We start from the raw sequence: 16,530 nt of genomic DNA on the forward strand, positions 1-16,530 counted from the left end.
CCCGCTTGACCCAGTTCCGCAGAGTCTCGGCCGAGCCGATACCGAGCTTCTGGGCGACCGCCCTCAGCGCGGCCGACTCGTTCGGGTAATCGCCACGAACCTCAGCGACCATACGGACCGCTCGTTTGCGCAGCTCAAGAGGATACGAAGAGGGGCGTGCCATGACTCAATCCCTTCACGGAATCGAGTCTCCATTCGAACCGGGGCGGTTCAGTGTCTGGTTTCAGCTGTTTAGGGGGCCTGGTCGTTCTGAGGTATTCCCTGTGGTGTCACCGAATGATCTAGCCTCGCGCTTTCGCGAGTGTGGGCGTCCGAAGTTTGATCAAATAAGCGAGGAGTGCCTCTGACCTGGGACGATGGGACTTCTCTAGGGTCCTGTTCGTCGTCAGGAAAGCTGCACTCCTCAGATGAAGATGACGGCTCCATGCCCTGCCGAACCCCGGTTGACCAGCACCTTCGAGTCCCTCCGAGCAGCATCACCCCACCGGAGCCGTGGAACCCGGCGCCTACTGGACGCGACAGCCGGGCCACCTGCACTCCCGCAGCCAGTCCGCAACAGCGACTCGGCCCGTCGTAGGAACCGACGGGCCGTCATGCAAGATCGAGGCAGGCAGTCACGAGGAGACCGAGACATGAGCTTTCACCTTCACCTTCGAGCGGTGGCAGAAGATGAGATCCGGGACGACCACGCCTCACTGGAGGAGTTCATGGGCGCGGCCTGGGACAACCATGAGACCGAGTACGCGGCAGGCATCGCGGAATCCATAGCCAAGGACTTCGGCCCCCTCAACGACCTCTACCTGGCAGGGCCCACGCTCGTCGGCGGGACTTCATCATGGGATCTGCCGATCTACGGGGGTCGGATCGTCCCCGCTTACATGGACCAGCAACCGCCATTCGTCATCCTCGACCCGGACCAGGTCGCCACGGTCGCAGACCTGCTCGCCGGGGCCTCCTTCGAAGCTCTCTGGCAGGTGGAGGGGGCCAAACTCACCGCGCCGTACGCCCAGTGGGAGGACCCGGAAGGCGCGGCCAAGGAGAACTACCTTGCCCACCACACCGGCCTTCGGGACTTCTACGGCCGCGCGGCCGATGCACACCGCGCCGTCGTCAAGGCGTTCTGGTACTAGCCTCGCGCTTCGCGAGTGTGAGTGTCCGAGGCTTGATCAAATAAGCGAGGAGTGCCTCTGACCTGGGACGATGGGACTTGTCTAGGGTCCTGTTCGTCGTCAGGAAAGCTGCACTCCTCAGGTGAAGAAGAGTATCGGGTCGTACCCCCGTGTCCGTGTCGAGGGCGGTGGCCGCGGAGCGGTCTCACAGGCCGGGGCCGCGTTGTTGGTGGAGACGGTCCGCAAGAGCGGCCTGGATACGGCGATATCGGCGGCGTTGGCGCCGTGGCGCAGGACGCGGGCAGTGCATGATCCGGGCAAAATCCTGCTCGATGTGGCGCTCGCGGTGGCGCTGGGCGGGGACTGTCTGTCCGATGTCTCCATGCTGCGGGCCGAGCCGGCGGTGTTCGGGTCGGTGGCCTCGGACCCGACGGTCTCCCGCCTGGTCGACACGCTCGCCACGAGCGGGAAGCGCGCGCTGACCGCGATCCGCCGGGCCCGCGCCGACGTCCGCGAACATGTCTGGGCGTTGGCCAGGGACACCGCCCCCGACCAGGGCGGACAGGTGATCGTGGACCTGGACGGTGTGCTGGTGATCGCGCACTCGGACAAGCAGGACGCCGCGGCGACCTGGAAGCGGACGTTCGGCCACCATCCGATCATGGGGTTCGTCGACCACGGGGCGGGCGGTGCCGGTGAGCCGGTGGCAGGCCTGCTCAGAGCCGGGAACGCGGGCAGCAACACCGCCGCCGACCACATTACCGCCACCCAGTTGGCCCTGGCCCAGCTCCCGAAGAGATTCCGGCGCGGGCGCCGCACACTGATCCGCACCGACTCCGGCGGCGGCACTCACGAGTTCGTCAACTGGCTCGCGGCGCGGGGCCGGTGGCTGTCGTACTCGGTCGGCATGACCATCACCGACGCCATCCACCAGGCTGTGCTCCAGGTCCCGGCCACTGCCTGGACGCCAGCCGTCGAGCCCGGCGGCGAGGTCCGCGACAGCGCCTGGGTGGCTGAGATCGGCGGGGACTACCTGAAGGGGTGGCCGAAGGGGATGCGACTGATCGTCCGCAAGGAGCGCCCGCACCCTGGAGCCCAACTCCGCTTCACCGACGCCGACGGCATGCGCCTGACCTGCTTCGCCACCAACACTCCCGGCGAGGCGATCGCCGGGCTCGAACTGCGCCACCGTCAGCGCGCCCGCTGCGAGGACCGCATCCGAGACGCCCGCTCCACCGGCCTGCGCAACCTTCCCTTGCACGCCTTCGCGCAGAACCAGATCTGGCTGGAGATCGTCCAGCTCGCCCTGGACCTACTGGCCTGGATGCCGATGCTCGCCCTGACCGGCAAGACCCGCCGCTGGGAACCGAAGAAGCTTCGCCTCCGCCTGTTCTCAGCCGCCGCACAACTCGTCACCACCGGCCGCCGCCGCTACCTCCGCCTCGCGGCGCACTGGCCCTGGACCGACGTGATCAGCGCAGCGGCCGACCGGCTCCACGCCCTGCCGAACCCCGGCTGACCAGCACCTTCGAGTCCCTCCGAGCAGGATCACCCCACCGGAGCAGTGGAACCCGGCGCCCACCCGACACGACAGCCGGGCCACCAGCATTCCCACGACCAACCCACAACAGCGAAACGGCCCGACGGAAGAACCGACGGACCGTCATGCAAGATCGAGGCTAGCGGTCTGCCAGGTGTGTCTCCTGGCGGAGTTGCCTTTTGATAATCTTTCCGGCGGCGTTCTTTGGCAGATCGTCGACGAAGACAACCGACCTCGGCTTCTTGAACGAAGCGAGGTGCGCTTTGCAGAGCTCGACGAGCTCATCTGCGCCTAGGGTTTGGTCCGTTACGACGAAAGCGACGACGGACTCACCCCACTCGCTGTCTGGAACTCCGACAACCGCGACTTCACGCACTGCCGGATGAGTGAGCAGAACCTCTTCGACCTCGCGCGGATAGACATTGGATCCGCCCGTGATGATGACGTCCTTCGCACGGTCGGTCAGGTAGAGGTACCCGTCATCCGGGTCGAGATGACCGATGTCACCGGTGTGCAGCCAACCGTCCACGAGTGTCTCCGCGGTGGCTTTCGGGTTCTTCCAGTAGCCGTTCATGACCACGGCGCCCCGGACGATGACCTCACCGTCACTTCCATCGGGGACGGGAGAACCGTCCTGCCCGACGATGCGGAGGTCTATTCCGCCGAAGGGGCGGCCACAGGAGCCGGAATGAGCGAGGGCGTCCCCAGGGGGCATCACCGTGATGGTCATGGGAGCCTCTCCCTGACCGTACATCTGGGTGATGATCGGCCCGAAAGCGTTCACCGCGGCGCGCAAGTCCTCCTGGTAGAGGGGGGCGCCGCCGACGACGATGCTGCACAGGCTCGACAAGTCGTACTTTGCGAACTGAGGGTCGCGCACGATCCTGTTCAACATTGTCGGCGCGAGGAACGCCGCGTGTGTGATCTTGTGCCTCTCGATCTGCCCGAGATAGTCGCCTGTCGAGAAGCTGCCGGAAGGCGAGATCACGTTCGTCGCCCCGCGGCCGATCGCAGGGAGGAGGTAGAGGCCGCTGCCGTGGGTGAGCGGGGCAGCATGCAGAAAAGAACTGCCGGGAGCAACCGGATCTATATCGGCGTGGTAGGCGGCGGTCATCGCAGCCAGGTTGCGGTGACTCAACGTGGCACCTTTGGGCCTGCCAGTGGTGCCCGAGGTGTAGAACAGCCATGCTGGATCCGCGTCGTTGACGGCCGCCATGTCGAGCGGCCGAGCGGCGGATACGGCTGAATACGCGGTGCTCGCGTTCGTCCCCTCAGCGGCCGTGGCGCGAATAATCCGGACCTGCGGCGGAAGCATGTCCGCCGCGGCAGAAGTCTCCGCCGAGACGAGGATCGCCGCGGCGCCGCTTTGCTCCACCACGTAGGCGATCTCGTCGGGGTGGAGGTGCCAGTTCAGGGGGACCGCGACGAATCCGCCCCAGAAACACGCCCAGAGCATCTCGACGAGTTCGGGCCGGTTGGGCAGGAGCAGCGCGACCCGATCACCAGGCCGCAGACCGAGCCGGTGCAATCCGGCCGCCACTCCTGCTACCCGATCGACGAGTTCGGGGTAACTGGTCCGGTGGCCCCCGAAGACAAGGGCGTCGGCGCCGCCGGCGCGGCGGCAGCCGTCGACGAGCAGGTGGGCGACGTTCAAGGCGTTCTCCGTGGTTTCACTGTGTGATAGCTGAATGGATCGCCGTCAGGCCGGCGAGCCCTCAGGTTCGAGGGCTCGCCCAGAGCAGTCAGCTTGACGAGACAACTGGTGATTTCGCCCTGAAGGCGGAGAGCGGCTGAACGGCCGACAGAGCCGATCTCACCACTGCCCGTAGTGCGGGCCGTCGGGGAAGTCGGCGACGACAGCTCCTTCAGGAATGTCGTCGACATCGCGGGGGCCGTGGTACTCCCGGGACATCTCGTATGCGATCTCCCGCGCGATCCGGCCACCGCGCATCTCGAAGCAGTGAACGAGGCGCATGCTCACCCGGTCACCGGGCTTGAACCCGAGGTTCGGCATTCCGTCCCCGACCACGGTGAGGTCGCAAATCTGGTCGTCGAAGACGTAGTCCTCGGTGGCGAAGCGGCGAAGCGTCGTGGTCCGGTTGAAATGCACTGTCTCGAAAATCGCCATGTAGGCTTCTTTCACGGTGGCAGCGTCTTTGTACACCTGACCACGGAACGGTGCTTCCCAAACGATGTCGTCGGTGTAAAGCGCGATCGCCTTGTCGACACTTTCCGGGTTCTCGTTGTGGAAATGTGCCTCGACGACACGGAGATTGTGTGCAATAAGCTCCTCGCGGCTCAGAGTCGATACATCGACCTCGAGAAGGTTGCCGATGTCAGCGGTGTGTTCGCTCGTCGTCATGGTCTTTCCTCCTTGCGATGTAATGTGGGCAGTTCAGCGATCGGCGGTGAAGACCTGACGGATCTCGCCGATGCCTTCGACCCAGCTACGGAGTTCCTCCCCGGGCTGGAGGTACCGCTGCGGTTGACGGGCGAGGCCGACTCCCGCAGGTGTGCCGGTGAAGATCAGATCGCCGGGATAGAGGGTCACGCCGTGCGACAGCGATGAGATCAGCTCCGGCACGTCGAAGATCAGGTCACTGGTGCGGCCTCGCTGGACCACGTCGCCGTCGATCGCGCAGCCGAGCTCGAGGTTGTCCGGATCGGACAGCTCGTCCGGCGTGACCAACCACGGGCCGACCGGTGCGAAACCCGCGTACGACTTGCCGAAGCTGAACTGCGGTGCGGGTCCCTGCAGCTGAGAGATTCGTTCCGAGAGGTCCTGTCCGACGGCGAGTCCCGCAACGCTGCCCCAGGCTTCGGCCTTACCGACCCCCTTGGTTTCCCGCCCGATCACGACGACGAGTTCCACTTCCCAGTCCGTGTTCCCGCTGGCTGGAAGCGTGACGGTCGTGTCGGGTCCTGTCAGCGACGACTGGAACTTGGTGAAAACCGGGGGCAGCCGGTCCGGAAGGTCGAACCCGGACTCCGCGGCGTGGTCGCGATAGTTCAGGCCGATCGCGAAGATCTGCCGAGGCTCCGGGGAAGGGGCTCCCAGGCGCGACCGATCGAGTGTCAGGACGCTGTCCGTGGGGTCCACAGTGGCTGCCCAGTCGACGAACACGTCCCAGGCGCCGTAGACCGACGCGGGGTTGGACCCGAACTTGCCTTTGCTGGCCGATTCGACATCGATGCCCGTGGTGTCGTTCAGGACGATGGTAGCTCGGCCATCGTGGTTGGCGAAACGCATGGATCTCCGATCATTTGGTGCCGGTGCCGACGGTGTCGGCACCGGTTGGACCGTGGGGAAGCAGAACCGGCCGTCCGTATACGCCACGCTCGGCCGCGGCGAACGCCTCTGCTATCTCTCCCAGGGAGTAGGTGGCGTAGACAGGCGTTGGCCGAAGGCTGCCGTCCCCGAAACCGGGGGCGAGTTCGCGCAGCCGGTCGGCTGCCGACGCCTGAGTCAGTCGGCCGGTGTTCAGGCCGAGCAGGTGCAGTTCCTTGCGGTAGAAATCCAGCAGATCGATGGTGGCGGCTGAGTCCTGCGGCGGGCTGCTGAGCAGGCAGATCTTGCCGCGCGCGCCCATGGCGCGGGTGATGTCCGCCGTCAGGGGGCCACCCACGACGTCGACGGCGGATGTGGCGCCTGTCGGTCCTGCGGCGTCCACAAGACGATCTCCCAGTGGCAGATCAGAGTCGATCACCCTGTCGATTCCGGCGGCAACTGCCCGGCTGAGTTCGTCGGCCCCTTTGACGACACCGATCACGCGTCGTGCGCCGAGCCAGCGGGCCACATCAGCGGCGGCCGCGCCGACTCCTCCCACGGCACCGGTCACGATCACCGTCGAATCGCGTCCGACCGGACCAGCCAGCCGTAGCGCGGCAGCGGCAGTGAAGTAGGACAGCGCGGAGGCTGCGGCCTCGGCGAAAGACAGCCCTGCCGGCATCGGGGCCACCGCTGTTCTCGACGACGCGAGGTACTGGGCGTAGGCGCCGTCGCAGGACAGGCCGATCTCGCTACCCGCTCCCCAGACGGAACGGCCCAGGAGCTCGCGCGTGCCCGCGACTACAACGCCGGCGAAGGCTCGCCCGAGAACGCGAGGGAACGGCCCCGGCAGGATTCCGCGGCAGGCGAGTGCGTCGCTTCGATTCACCGCGGCGGCACGAACTTCGATCAGTACTTGGTCCGGACCGTCAATGCTCGGTACCGGGATGTCCTCGACCTGGAGCAACGCCGGCTCCATCGAGGAAGCCGGTCTGACTCCGAGCATCACACCGGCGGGCGTCCCGGCCGAGGGACCCTGGTCCGCGCCGGAAGCACGGGCGGCCTGCCGTCCCATCGTCAACTGCTTCTCCCGTCGTTGGGAGAGCGGCGGCTCCGCTCTACCGATATGTTCATACGCTTCTCATGTAAGCATGTCAATGTGATTTTCGAAAGTTTGGCCTGCCAACCACTGCTGGGTGAGCCGGGTGGCGCTCGCGGGCGACAGACCGGCCGCCGAGCCCAGGAACTGCTCCAGCGCCGGTACGAAGTCGCCGGAGGACAGGCCGTGCAGGTAGAGCATCGGCAGCACCTCGCTGATCTTGGGGGACTTGCGGCACCAGGGCGGCAGGATCGCCGAGGAGAACCGTTCACCCGCGACGCCTTCACCTCGACCGCCCCGGCCGCCGTGGTGACCCTGCGCGGCTGGTGGTAGCCGTTGCGCACGACCAGGCGGTGGCCCTTCTAGCCCTTCAGTTGTAGATCAGCTTCAGGTCGCGGGCACGGCGTCTTCGGTGATGGTCGTTCGCCACGGCCTGGTGGTGGCGGCGCCATCGGGACCAGTGCAGTGTGTGGATCAGCCAGCCGTCCGGCGGGGGTTCCGGGAGGATCAGTGTGAGGAGTTTGCGGATCTCTGCCGCGGTGTACGGGATGAGACGGAAGCGTCGAGTGGTGTCTGCAGCCTCCCCCCTTTGGCCTGGTCATCCGCTGTCTCGACCGGGGGCGTGTCAGGGTCGGCGTCGGGAGTGCCGGCCATGCTCGAGGTGTCATCGGCGGCCTGGACGGCCAGGAACGCGGCGGCGAGCATGGACAAGGTGATGTGGCGATACCAGCCGTGCCAGCTTCGGACCTCGTAGTCGGCGAGTCCACACTCATGCTTGCCGAGCTTGATCGCGTCCTCCACCCGCCAACGAGCGCCGGCCACGTGGGCCAGGTGCTCGGGCGTCGTATCGGCCGGGCCCCAGGCCAGGTAGTAGTCGTGCCGGCCTGCCGGATCTTCCGGGCGGCGGCGGGCGATCATCCACCGGCACCACCACGACTCGCCGCCCCCACCCGCGCCGACCGGTAACTCCGGGTCCGGGACGCGGCTGATCCACCACTGCCACCAGCGCGAGCCGGCCGTGCTCGGCCCGGCCTCCAACAGGTGCCATTCCTCCTCGCCCGCCTGCGCGGCAAGCTTGGCGATACTGCGCCAACCCGGCTGGGGCAGCACTGTCTGCGAGGCCGGGACGTTGACAACGTACGGCAGTCGCTGCTCCTCCAGGAACGCACGGAAGGCCCCGTCACGCCCATAGACCTCATCGGCCGCCGCCCAAGTGCCGGGCGGGCACTCGGGCCAGATCCGCTCGATCATCTTCTCGGCCAGACGGGGCTTGGTCGCGAAGGCGACCGTCTCGAGCACGTGAGCCGCTGCACACCGCGCCCGGTCCTCGGTCCATAGGCGCGGCAGGTACAGCTCCCGGTCAACCAGCGCCTGCCCGCGTGAGGTGGCCCAGGCCGCCATCACCCCCACCTGGCAGGGGAAGACCCCGCCCAGGAGCTGTATTTCAATAACTGCTCGATGGGCAAGCCTCGGTGACAGGTTGGAGTATGACTTGCCCTCAACTCTCCAACGCTTCTGCTGCTGGTCTTCGGGCCAAGTTCGATCTGATCCTGCCGCACTTGGACGAGCGCCGCCGTAGGCTCTACCTGGCCAGCGAGGCCGCCGCGCTCGGCCACGGCGGGATCACCCTGGTGGCCACCGCGTCGGGCACCAGCACCGCCACCATCTCGCGCGGCATGGCCGAGCTGACCAGGCATCCTGCGCCGACCCGGCGGATCCGGGCGCCAGGGGCCGGTCGCAAGCCGCTGACGGTCACCGACCCCGGTCTGCTTCCGGCGCTGGAGTCACTGATCGAGCCGCACTCCCGCGGTGATCCCGTCTCCCCACTACGCTGGACCACCTTGTCGCTGCGGACACTGGCCTCGACCCTGACCAGGCAAGGCCATCCGGTCAGTGCCGCGACCGTCGGACGCCTGCTGCACGCTTTGGGCTTCAGCCTCCAGGGCACTGCCAAGACCACCGAAGGCGCTCGCCATCCGGACCGCGATGCCCAGTTCGCTCACCTGAACGCTACCGCCACCGCCTTCCTCGAGGCCGACCAACCGGCGATCAGCATTGACACCAAAGCCAAGGAGTGGCTCGGCAACCGCGACCGCCCCGGGCGCACTTGGCGGCCGAGCAAGAACCCGATCAAGGTGGACTGTCACATGTTCACCACCAGCGACCAGCCGGTAGCCATCCCCTACGGGATCTACGACATCGCCACCAACACAGGCTGGGTCAACGTCGGAACCGATCACGACACCGCCGAGTTCGCGGTGGAGTCCATACGCCGCTGGTGGCAGCGACGCGGCCGCCACGACCACCCGGATGCCAAGCGGCTGCTGATCACCGCGGATGCCGGCGGCTCCAACGATCCCCGCCGCTGGACGTGGAAGAAACACCTGCACTCCTTCGCGAGGGAGAGCGGGCTGGAGATCACGGTCTGTCACTTCCCGCCGGGCACGCAATGCCGTTGTTTGACTACTGAACTATCGTCGCCTGCAGCGCGATGGTCCTGGCGGGTACGCGGCGTGGTGGGGCTTTTGGTTTGCCCTTCGGCCGGTAGGAGTACAGCGAGTTGGGCCGTTTGAGTAAGCGGTCTGCCTCTCGCAGTCGGCGGGTGCCGCTGTCGAGTTTCCGGCGGACCTTTGCTGCCAGTACGGTCAGGAACCTGCGGATCTTCGGCGGGGTGTCGGCGAGCTGGCGGACCACGCTGCGTCGGGTGTGCTTGAGGACCTTGACGAACGAGATGCGGTCCGGGTCGATGCCGTTGCTGTCGGCGAGTTGCATGATGATGCCGGTCAGGCAGTGGTGCACGACCAGATGCGCCCACACTTCCTGGCGCACCAGCTGCGGGTCGGTGGATCGCAGAACTTCCTGCCGGCCCCGCTGGAAGGTCTTGAGCTGATTCCAACCTGCCGGCGATGCCCGTCAGTTGGGCGGCTCTGCAACGCGATGAAGCTCCTGGTAGGAGGTATCACGACCAAGATCCACCGTGCCCCACCAGGAGCTTCGCGTGCTTGTCTACCCGTCGTCGATTGATCTGTCCAGCCGCACCTTGCAGTACTTGAGCGCCCGGCTGCACGCCCGGCGGCGGGAGATCGGGACACGCTGGCGGCGTCTGCCCGCAGGCCGACAGGCCCTGCTCGCATTGGCTCACCTGCGGTGCGGTGATACATATGCCCAGCTCGCTGCCGGGTTCCGCATCGGCATCGCGACGGTCTATCGCTACGTAGGCGAGGTGATCGACGTCCTGTCCACCCTCGCCCCGACCCTGACCGAGGCGATGAAGACCATCCGGACCAAGGCGTTCGTGATCCTGGACGGCACCCTCCTGCCGATCGACCGGATCGCCGCCGACACCCCGTACTACTCCGGGAAACACAAGCGTCACGGCATGAACGTCCAGGTCCTCACCGATCCGTTTGGTCGGCTGTTGTGGGCGTCACCCGCTCTGCCCGGGTCCGTTCACGACCTGACCGCCGCACGGACCCACGGGATCATCGACGCGCTCGCCGCAGCCGAGCTGAAGTGCTGGGCCGACAAGGCGTACCAGGGAGCCGGCCACCCCGTCCGTGTTCCGTTCCGAGGTCGTCGGCTCAAGAGGTGGAAGCGCCGACACAACAGCAGTCACGCCAAGATCCGCTGTCTGGTCGAGCAGGCCATGGCGGTCCTGAAGAACTGGCGGCTCCTTCGGAAGCTCCGCTGCAGCACCAACCGCATCACCGCGATCGTCCAGGCTGTGCTCGTCCTCCATCACGCGTCAGCGTGAGGTTGGAAAAGGCTCACTTACCCGCAGGCCGCGATCACGGAACTACAACTGAAGGGTCAATATGCGAGTCCACCCGTCCCAAGGCCGGTGTTCAGGGGGCGGGATCACGAGGTTTGTCGGGGGTGGCATATAGCACTGCCGTGTCCAGGTGCGAAGTCTGCCGACGCGTTCGATTAGGAGCTCGCGCACATAGGCGCTGTGGGGACCTCGGCGACAAGGCGGGCACAGGTGCCAGTGATCATGGAGTTGCGACGCTCTGTGACCAATGGGGAGACCTGTGCCCGTCCTTCCAACATGGCTGACCGACCCGCTGTGGGACCAATTCGCGGCGCTGCTGCCCGAACGCCCCGCAGTCGGTCCAGCCCACCCCCTGGGCTGCCACCGGCCCCGCATCGGCGACCGGATCGTGTTCGACAAGCTGCTGCAACTGCTACGGTTCGGCTGCTCCTACCAGGCGATCGCCGACACCACCTGCTCGGCGACCACCATCCGCAACCGCCGCGACGAGTGGATCGCCCTCGGCGTCTTCACCCGGCTCAAGCAGATCGCGTTGGAGTCCTACGACCGGATCATCGGGCTGGAGCTCGACCAGATTGCCGTCGACGGCGCGATCACCAAGGCCCCCGGCGGCGGCGAGGTCGCCGGACGATCACCGGTCGACCGCGGCAAACAAGGCCTCAAACGCTCGGGTATGACGGATGGTTACGGAATCCCACTCGGCAGAATCCTCGCCGGAGCGAACCGCCACGACTCCCCGCTGCTCGCCCCGACCCTGGACCTGCTGGAGGACCTCGGGTCGCTGCCCGACGACATCACCGTGCACCTGGATGCCGGCTACGACTCGGACAAGACCCGCACCGAACTCACCGCCCGCCACCTGCACGGCCGCATCGTGCACAGGGGCGAGAAGACGCCGATCCAGGCCAGCCGACGGTGGCACGTGGAGCGCACACACGCCTGGCAGAACGCCTTCCACCGCCTCGCCCGCTGCTACGAACGCCGCGCGACTGTCATCAACGCCTTCTTCGATCTCGCAGACACGATCATCACCGTCCGCAGCCTGATCCGCCGGGCCTGGACCACCCATCGCTGGGACGAGCGCCCGAAGCGCCGCCCATGAACCCCGCCTGTCTGCGCGGCCTCCTACGCGCAGACTGTTCCCGGCGACCGGCAACCCTGATCAGGCCAATGCCTGAAATGACAACGGGCCACGTCTTGCCCTTGTGGTTCAGGCGAGCCGGGTGTCGTAGGTCTCGCGGTTGGCGAGCACATCGTCCATGTGCACCTCGGCCCAGGCCTTGAGGCCGCCCATCATCTCGTACAGCGACAAGCCGAGATCGGTCAGCTCGTAGGAGACCGTGACCGGCACGGTCGGCACCACGGTGCGGGCCACCAGGCCGTCGCGCTCCAGGGAGCGCAGCGTCTGGGTGAGCATCTTCTGGCTGACGCCGACCAGCAGGCGCAGCAGCTCCGAGTAGCGCATCGACCGGGGCTCGCCGGAGCAGTCGGCGCCTGGCTGGTGCGAGCCGCCGCCGCTGCCGAGCGCGGCCAGGATCAGCGTGACCCACTTGTCGGAGACCCGGTCGAGCAGCTTGCGGCTGGGGCAGGCCGCCAGGAAGGCGTCGTACTCCACCTTGGCCTGTGCCCTCTGTTGGACCGCCGTCATCGTTGCCATGGACCGCTCCTCTCACCCGCGGGTGCCCTACGCACTCCGAAGTGCCTACTTCCCACCAGGAAGCGACATGTCAATGATGGTGCAAGACGCCGTTAGGCACCATCCCCTGGCTCAACACGAAAGGCACGCCATGAGCACCCCCTCCGCCTCCCTTCCCGGCGGCACCTGGACCCTGGGCGGCCTGACGCTCACCCGGTTCGGTTACGGCGCCATGCAGCTCGCCGGCCCCGGGGTCATGGGCCCGCCGGCCGACCGCGACGGCGCACTCGCCGTCCTCCGGGAGGCCGTTGACCTCGGCATCACCCACATCGACACCGCCGACGCCTACGGACCGCACATCACCAACCAGCTGATCCGCGAAGCGCTGCACCCGTACCGTGACTCGCTGCACATCGTGACCAAGGTCGGCGCGACCAGGGACGAGGAGGGAGGCTGGCCCCCGGCACGCAAGCCCGAAGAGTTGCGCCAGGCCGTCCAAGAGAACCTGGAGAACCTCGGCCTCGACACGCTGGACGTGGTCAACCTCCGGCTCGGCGACGCCCAGGGCCCCGTGCCCGGTTCGCTCGCGGAGGCGTTCGAGGCGCTCGTCGACCTCCAGCGGCAGGGCCTGATCCGGCACCTCGGCGTGAGCAACGCGACAGCGGAACAGGCCGCTGAGGCACGCTCGATCGCACCGATCGTGTGCGTGCAGAACATGTACAACCTCGCCCACCGCCACGACGACGAGCTGATCGATGAACTCGCCGAGCAGGGCATCGCCTACGTGCCCTTCTTCCCCCTCGGCGGCTTCAGCCCGCTGCAGTCCTCGGCGCTCACGGCCGTGGCCACCCGGCTGAACGCGGCGCCGATGTCGGTCGCCCTGGCCTGGCTGCTGCAGCGGTCGCCGAACATCCTGCTGATCCCCGGCACCTCGTCGGTGGCACACCTGCGCGAGAACATCGCGGGCGCAGGACTCCCGCTCTCCGACGACGATCTCGCCGAGCTGGACAAGATCGGCCGATAACCCCACGGGACTTCCCAGTGGATGGGCCGGATCGCCCCTCCGCCGCTCGGGCAGTAACGCCGCGAATTGGTCCCACAGCGGGTCGGTCAGCCATGTTGGAAGGACGGGCACAGGTCTCCCCAATGGTCACAGAGCGTCGCAACTCCATGATCACGGAAACCTGTGCCCGCCTTGTCGCCGAGGCCCCCACAGCGCCTATGTGCGCGAACTCTAGGTCGTCGGGCATCAGGACCTGTCCGTGAGCGTCCCGCTGGACCGGCTCGTCGGTCGGAGCGAAGCGGTGGCCCCAGGTTTCCGGTGGGTCTCCGTACGGGGGGTGGGTGTGCTCATTCCAGGAGTGGAGCTGCCACCACTGCTCTCCTGGGCACATGTGCGCGCCTCCGTCGGCCATGGGTCAAGGATAGGACGTTCCTGTCGGCCGGGAGCCCGGTGTGCGTCCAGTCCTGACTGCCCGCCCGTGATTCGTGGTGGGATCTGGAGCTGATATACCCCCGGTGATCACTCACGGTGACACCCGGAGCGCATCACCGAGGAATACGCGACGCCTCAACATGTGAGCCCACCAGTCCCGAGGCCGGACACGCAGGCTGCCGAGGAGGCCCTTGCCGCTCTCGGGTTCGAGTTGCCCGCGCGCTGAGACTCACCGCGCGCGGTCTGTACTCCCGCCGGTCGCTGACAGACGGGGCCGGTAGGGGCCTGTGCCACCAGCGACATGTACGGGACCTACCTCGCTTCGCTGCCTGCCGGGCCGTGGCGGAGACGCCGAAGAGGTCGCGAACGTGTTCCGGTTCCAACTTCACCTGCCCCGCCCCATACCGAGGTCAACGACGCACCGTAGGACACGGTAGTAGGTGGAACGTTCGGTCCTGACAATGATCGCACCCAGACCTGACGATGGTACGAGACAGAATGTTTGGTCTTGACAAAGACATGTTGCGGATGGGCAGTTGCGTCGGCTCGACTCTCCTGACCGGAGAGGCGGGGCACGCGATGGGGTTACGCCAAACCTCGACGCCCCTTCGGAAGAAGGCCCTCAAGGAGTGGTTAGAAATGGCAGCCGCAGATCATGTCAGTGAATTCGCGCGGAAGAGGGGGCAACCGGTGCGTGCGCTACCGGAGTTCTTTTCGGCCGTGGCTCAGGGGAAGGTACACGGCCGATGACTATGGACGCGGAGTTCTACTCCCGGGTGGCCGAGCGGTTCGGTGGCTACTTCAGCGATGCGCAGAGCACCGACGTATTTCCCGACGGCCGTCCGGACGCCGTCTTCGACGAACTGGTGGCCGCGCTGGGGGCGCCGCAGGCCCGGCTGCTGGATGTCGGCTGCGCCGACGGGCGCCGACTGCTGCAGACCTCTTCGGCTTACGGCGCCGTGACCGGCATCGATCTGTCGCCGTCGATGCTGGAGGTTGCCGAGCGATACCGAGAAGAGGCAGGTCTGTCGCACGTAGCCTTCGAGCTGCGCGCCGCGGCCCACACCGGCCTGCCCGACGGGTCCACCGACGTGGTCACCTCCCGCCGCGGCCCGCTGATCGTCGGCGAGTTCGAGCGGGTGCTCTGCCCCGGTGGAGCCGTGGTGTACATGGGCATCGGGGAGCAGGACGCGCGCGAGCTGAAGGAGACGTTCGGTCGTGGCCAGGACTTTGGCAGCTGGAACGGCCGGCCACTGGCAGAGCAGGTTGCGCAGGAACTTTCCGACGTGGGCTTTGTCGTGACGAGGAGTCAGACGTTCCGGTTCGAGGAGTTCTACCACTCGCCCGGTGATCTGGACACGTTTCTGCAGCAGGTGCCGATTCTCGAGGACTATGACCCGGCAGCCGACAAGGAAGCATTCGAGCGATATGTCGATGCGGCGACCGTGGATCAGTGCGTCCGGCTGCGCCGGCACTGGTTCATCGTGCAGGCGCAGAAGCCGGCGGCCTTCACTCCGTCCGATTCTCAGGGAACGGGGCACCCATGAAGCAGGATCTCGTAGTCAACGAAATCTTCGGTCCGACCGTCCAGGGCGAGGGTCGGTCGATGGGGCGCAGGTGCGCGTTCCTGCGGCTCGGCGGGTGCAATCTGTCGTGCTCGTGGTGCGATACGCCCTACACGTGGGACTGGACCGGAGCCAGTGACACCGGAGTCGCCCACGATCCGCGCAAGGAGCTGCACCGCCGCCCGGTCGACGACGTCCTCGCGGAGCTGCTGAAGTTCGAGACCGACCTCATAGTGATCTCCGGCGGCGAGCCCCTGGGCCAGCAGGAGCGACTTGTTCCTCTGGTGGCAGCACTGACCGAACGCGGCAAAGAGATCGAGATCGAGACGAACGGCACACATGCCGCGCACCCCGAACTCGTGTTCGCCGGTGTCCGATTCAACGTCTCACCGAAGCTGTCGCACTCGGGCGACTCCCTGAAACGCAGGATCGTCCCCGACGCTCTCGCCAGTCTCTCGGCACTGCCGAGCAGCACCTTCAAATTCGTCTGCCAGAACCATCGCGATCTCGATGAGGTGGCCGAGTTGGTCGAGGCATTCGACCTGGCCTCGGTGTGGATCATGCCGATCGGGCGGACCGCTGACGATGTCACCAAAAACATGGGCGAGTTGGCCGACGCAGTGGTGGAGCGCGGCTGGAATCTGACGACCCGACTGCACACCTTGTTGTGGGACGACACACGCGGCGTATGAGCAACAGCGCGCAAACAAGAACGGAACTCGAATCGATGACCTTTCACATCACGAAAAAATTCGAATTCTCGGCCAGTCATCAGCTGGCCGGCCTCGCTCCCGAGCATCAGTGTGCCCGCTTGCACGGACACAACTATGTGATCGAGCTGGAACTCGGAGCCGAGGACGCAGATCTGTTGCCCGTGGGCTTCGTTCGGGACTACGGAGATCTGTCCGCATTCAAGGTGTGGCTCGACAACTACCTGGACCATCGGCATCTGAACGATGTGATGGGTGACAATCCGACGGCCGAGCACATGGCCGCCTGGATCTACAAGACCTGGTCTATGGAGCTTCCCGAACTGACCTGCGTACGTGTCTCGGAAACGCCCAAGACATGGGCCGAATACCGGCCGTGACATCCATCATTCCGAA

At 66.4% G+C, this 16,530-nt stretch carries 15 protein-coding genes and 3 pseudogenes; 9 read left to right on the top strand and 9 right to left on the bottom strand.

Features of this window, described 5'->3' with window-relative positions; all coding sequences use genetic code 11:
- Nucleotides 1–163 (bottom strand): annotated as a pseudogene (locus ACZ68L_RS41980) (IS3-like element ISMyma3 family transposase); the annotation flags it as partial.
- Nucleotides 164–632: 469 nt separating this feature from the next.
- On the opposite strand from ACZ68L_RS41980, the gene ACZ68L_RS41985 reads away from it, so the two are divergent.
- Both ACZ68L_RS41985 and ACZ68L_RS41990 read left to right on the top strand, forming a co-directional pair.
- The gene (locus ACZ68L_RS41985) at nucleotides 633–1,130 is read left to right on the top strand and encodes a DUF1877 family protein (protein ID WP_469588900.1); all 498 of its coding nucleotides are present in this window, start codon (nucleotides 633–635) and stop codon (nucleotides 1,128–1,130) included.
- A 121-nt stretch (nucleotides 1,131–1,251) separates the two neighbouring features.
- Nucleotides 1,252–2,628: an IS1380 family transposase gene (locus ACZ68L_RS41990; protein WP_469588903.1), complete on the top strand. Its 1,377-nt coding sequence runs from the start codon at nucleotides 1,252–1,254 to the stop codon at nucleotides 2,626–2,628.
- A 160-nt stretch (nucleotides 2,629–2,788) separates the two neighbouring features.
- Here ACZ68L_RS41990 and ACZ68L_RS41995 read toward each other — a convergent pair whose 3' ends face one another.
- The 6 genes and pseudogenes from ACZ68L_RS41995 to ACZ68L_RS42020 all read right to left on the bottom strand — a co-directional run bounded on the left by ACZ68L_RS41995 (nucleotide 2,789) and on the right by ACZ68L_RS42020 (nucleotide 8,495).
- Nucleotides 2,789–4,303: a class I adenylate-forming enzyme family protein gene (locus ACZ68L_RS41995; protein ID WP_469588904.1), complete on the bottom strand. Its 1,515-nt coding sequence runs from the start codon at nucleotides 4,301–4,303 to the stop codon at nucleotides 2,789–2,791.
- 159 nt (nucleotides 4,304–4,462) lie between these two features.
- Nucleotides 4,463–5,011, bottom strand: a complete 549-nt coding sequence (locus ACZ68L_RS42000) for a nuclear transport factor 2 family protein (RefSeq protein WP_469588907.1) — start codon at nucleotides 5,009–5,011, stop codon at nucleotides 4,463–4,465.
- A 33-nt stretch (nucleotides 5,012–5,044) separates the two neighbouring features.
- Entirely contained in the window at nucleotides 5,045–5,899 is an 855-nt protein-coding gene (locus tag ACZ68L_RS42005; RefSeq protein ID WP_469588908.1) for a fumarylacetoacetate hydrolase family protein, read from the bottom strand.
- Nucleotides 5,900–5,909: 10 nt separating this feature from the next.
- Complete coding sequence (locus tag ACZ68L_RS42010) at nucleotides 5,910–6,992, bottom strand: quinone oxidoreductase family protein (RefSeq protein WP_469588911.1); 1,083 nt, start codon at nucleotides 6,990–6,992, stop codon at nucleotides 5,910–5,912.
- A 111-nt stretch (nucleotides 6,993–7,103) separates the two neighbouring features.
- Nucleotides 7,104–7,375: pseudogene (locus tag ACZ68L_RS42015) on the bottom strand (transposase); the annotation flags it as partial.
- Nucleotides 7,376–7,523: 148 nt separating this feature from the next.
- A complete protein-coding gene (locus tag ACZ68L_RS42020; protein WP_469588976.1) occupies nucleotides 7,524–8,495 on the bottom strand; it encodes an IS701 family transposase in 972 nt (323 codons plus the stop codon).
- Between the two features lie 8 nt (nucleotides 8,496–8,503).
- Between ACZ68L_RS42020 and ACZ68L_RS42025 the strand changes: the two are divergent.
- Nucleotides 8,504–9,463 (top strand): annotated as a pseudogene (locus tag ACZ68L_RS42025) (ISAzo13 family transposase); the annotation flags it as partial.
- Between the two features lie 16 nt (nucleotides 9,464–9,479).
- Here ACZ68L_RS42025 and ACZ68L_RS42030 read toward each other — a convergent pair.
- Entirely contained in the window at nucleotides 9,480–9,845 is a 366-nt protein-coding gene (locus tag ACZ68L_RS42030; protein WP_469588914.1) for a hypothetical protein, read from the bottom strand.
- A gap of 169 nt (nucleotides 9,846–10,014) precedes the next feature.
- Here ACZ68L_RS42030 and ACZ68L_RS42035 point away from each other — a divergent pair, with 169 nt between their 5' ends.
- Together ACZ68L_RS42035 and ACZ68L_RS42040 are read left to right on the top strand one after the other, a co-directional pair.
- A complete protein-coding gene (locus ACZ68L_RS42035; protein WP_469588917.1) occupies nucleotides 10,015–10,770 on the top strand; it encodes a transposase family protein in 756 nt (251 codons plus the stop codon).
- A 277-nt stretch (nucleotides 10,771–11,047) separates the two neighbouring features.
- Complete coding sequence (locus ACZ68L_RS42040) at nucleotides 11,048–11,890, top strand: IS5 family transposase (protein WP_469588919.1); 843 nt, start codon at nucleotides 11,048–11,050, stop codon at nucleotides 11,888–11,890.
- Between the two features lie 108 nt (nucleotides 11,891–11,998).
- On the opposite strand, the gene ACZ68L_RS42045 is transcribed toward ACZ68L_RS42040, so the two are convergent.
- Nucleotides 11,999–12,445, bottom strand: coding sequence for a winged helix-turn-helix transcriptional regulator (locus ACZ68L_RS42045; RefSeq protein ID WP_469588922.1), 447 nt, complete (start codon nucleotides 12,443–12,445; stop codon nucleotides 11,999–12,001).
- Nucleotides 12,446–12,575: 130 nt separating this feature from the next.
- Here ACZ68L_RS42045 and ACZ68L_RS42050 point away from each other — a divergent pair, with 130 nt between their 5' ends.
- The 4 genes from ACZ68L_RS42050 to ACZ68L_RS42065 all read left to right on the top strand — a co-directional run bounded on the left by ACZ68L_RS42050 (nucleotide 12,576) and on the right by ACZ68L_RS42065 (nucleotide 16,514).
- Entirely contained in the window at nucleotides 12,576–13,448 is an 873-nt protein-coding gene (locus tag ACZ68L_RS42050) for an aldo/keto reductase family oxidoreductase (RefSeq protein ID WP_469588926.1), read from the top strand.
- Between the two features lie 1,157 nt (nucleotides 13,449–14,605).
- Nucleotides 14,606–15,406, top strand: coding sequence for a class I SAM-dependent methyltransferase (locus ACZ68L_RS42055; RefSeq protein WP_469588928.1), 801 nt, complete (start codon nucleotides 14,606–14,608; stop codon nucleotides 15,404–15,406).
- The gene (locus ACZ68L_RS42060; RefSeq protein WP_469588931.1) at nucleotides 15,403–16,116 is read left to right on the top strand and encodes a 7-carboxy-7-deazaguanine synthase QueE; all 714 of its coding nucleotides are present in this window, start codon (nucleotides 15,403–15,405) and stop codon (nucleotides 16,114–16,116) included. Before ACZ68L_RS42055 ends, ACZ68L_RS42060 begins: the two co-directional genes overlap by 4 nt.
- Nucleotides 16,113–16,514 (top strand): 6-pyruvoyl trahydropterin synthase family protein, encoded by a 402-nt coding sequence (locus ACZ68L_RS42065; protein ID WP_469588934.1) that lies wholly within the window; start codon nucleotides 16,113–16,115, stop codon nucleotides 16,512–16,514. Before ACZ68L_RS42060 ends, ACZ68L_RS42065 begins: the two co-directional genes overlap by 4 nt.
- Nucleotides 16,515–16,530 lie beyond the last annotated feature (16 nt).

Source organism: Streptomyces sp. NPDC104309 (genome assembly GCF_055584025.1).

Excerpts from the sequence above, each read along its gene's own strand:
- ACZ68L_RS41985 (WP_469588900.1), top strand. The coding sequence starts at position 633 with ATGAGCTTTCACCTTCACCTTCGAGCGGTGGCAGAAGATGAGATCCGG.
- ACZ68L_RS42000 (WP_469588907.1), bottom strand. The coding sequence starts at position 5,011 with ATGACGACGAGCGAACACACCGCTGACATCGGCAACCTTCTCGAGGTC.
- ACZ68L_RS42005 (WP_469588908.1), bottom strand. The coding sequence starts at position 5,899 with ATGCGTTTCGCCAACCACGATGGCCGAGCTACCATCGTCCTGAACGAC.
- ACZ68L_RS42010 (WP_469588911.1), bottom strand. The coding sequence starts at position 6,992 with ATGGGACGGCAGGCCGCCCGTGCTTCCGGCGCGGACCAGGGTCCCTCG.
- ACZ68L_RS42045 (WP_469588922.1), bottom strand. The coding sequence starts at position 12,445 with ATGGCAACGATGACGGCGGTCCAACAGAGGGCACAGGCCAAGGTGGAG.
- ACZ68L_RS42050 (WP_469588926.1), top strand. The coding sequence starts at position 12,576 with ATGAGCACCCCCTCCGCCTCCCTTCCCGGCGGCACCTGGACCCTGGGC.
- ACZ68L_RS42055 (WP_469588928.1), top strand. The coding sequence starts at position 14,606 with ATGACTATGGACGCGGAGTTCTACTCCCGGGTGGCCGAGCGGTTCGGT.
- ACZ68L_RS42060 (WP_469588931.1), top strand. The coding sequence starts at position 15,403 with ATGAAGCAGGATCTCGTAGTCAACGAAATCTTCGGTCCGACCGTCCAG.
- ACZ68L_RS42065 (WP_469588934.1), top strand. The coding sequence starts at position 16,113 with ATGAGCAACAGCGCGCAAACAAGAACGGAACTCGAATCGATGACCTTT.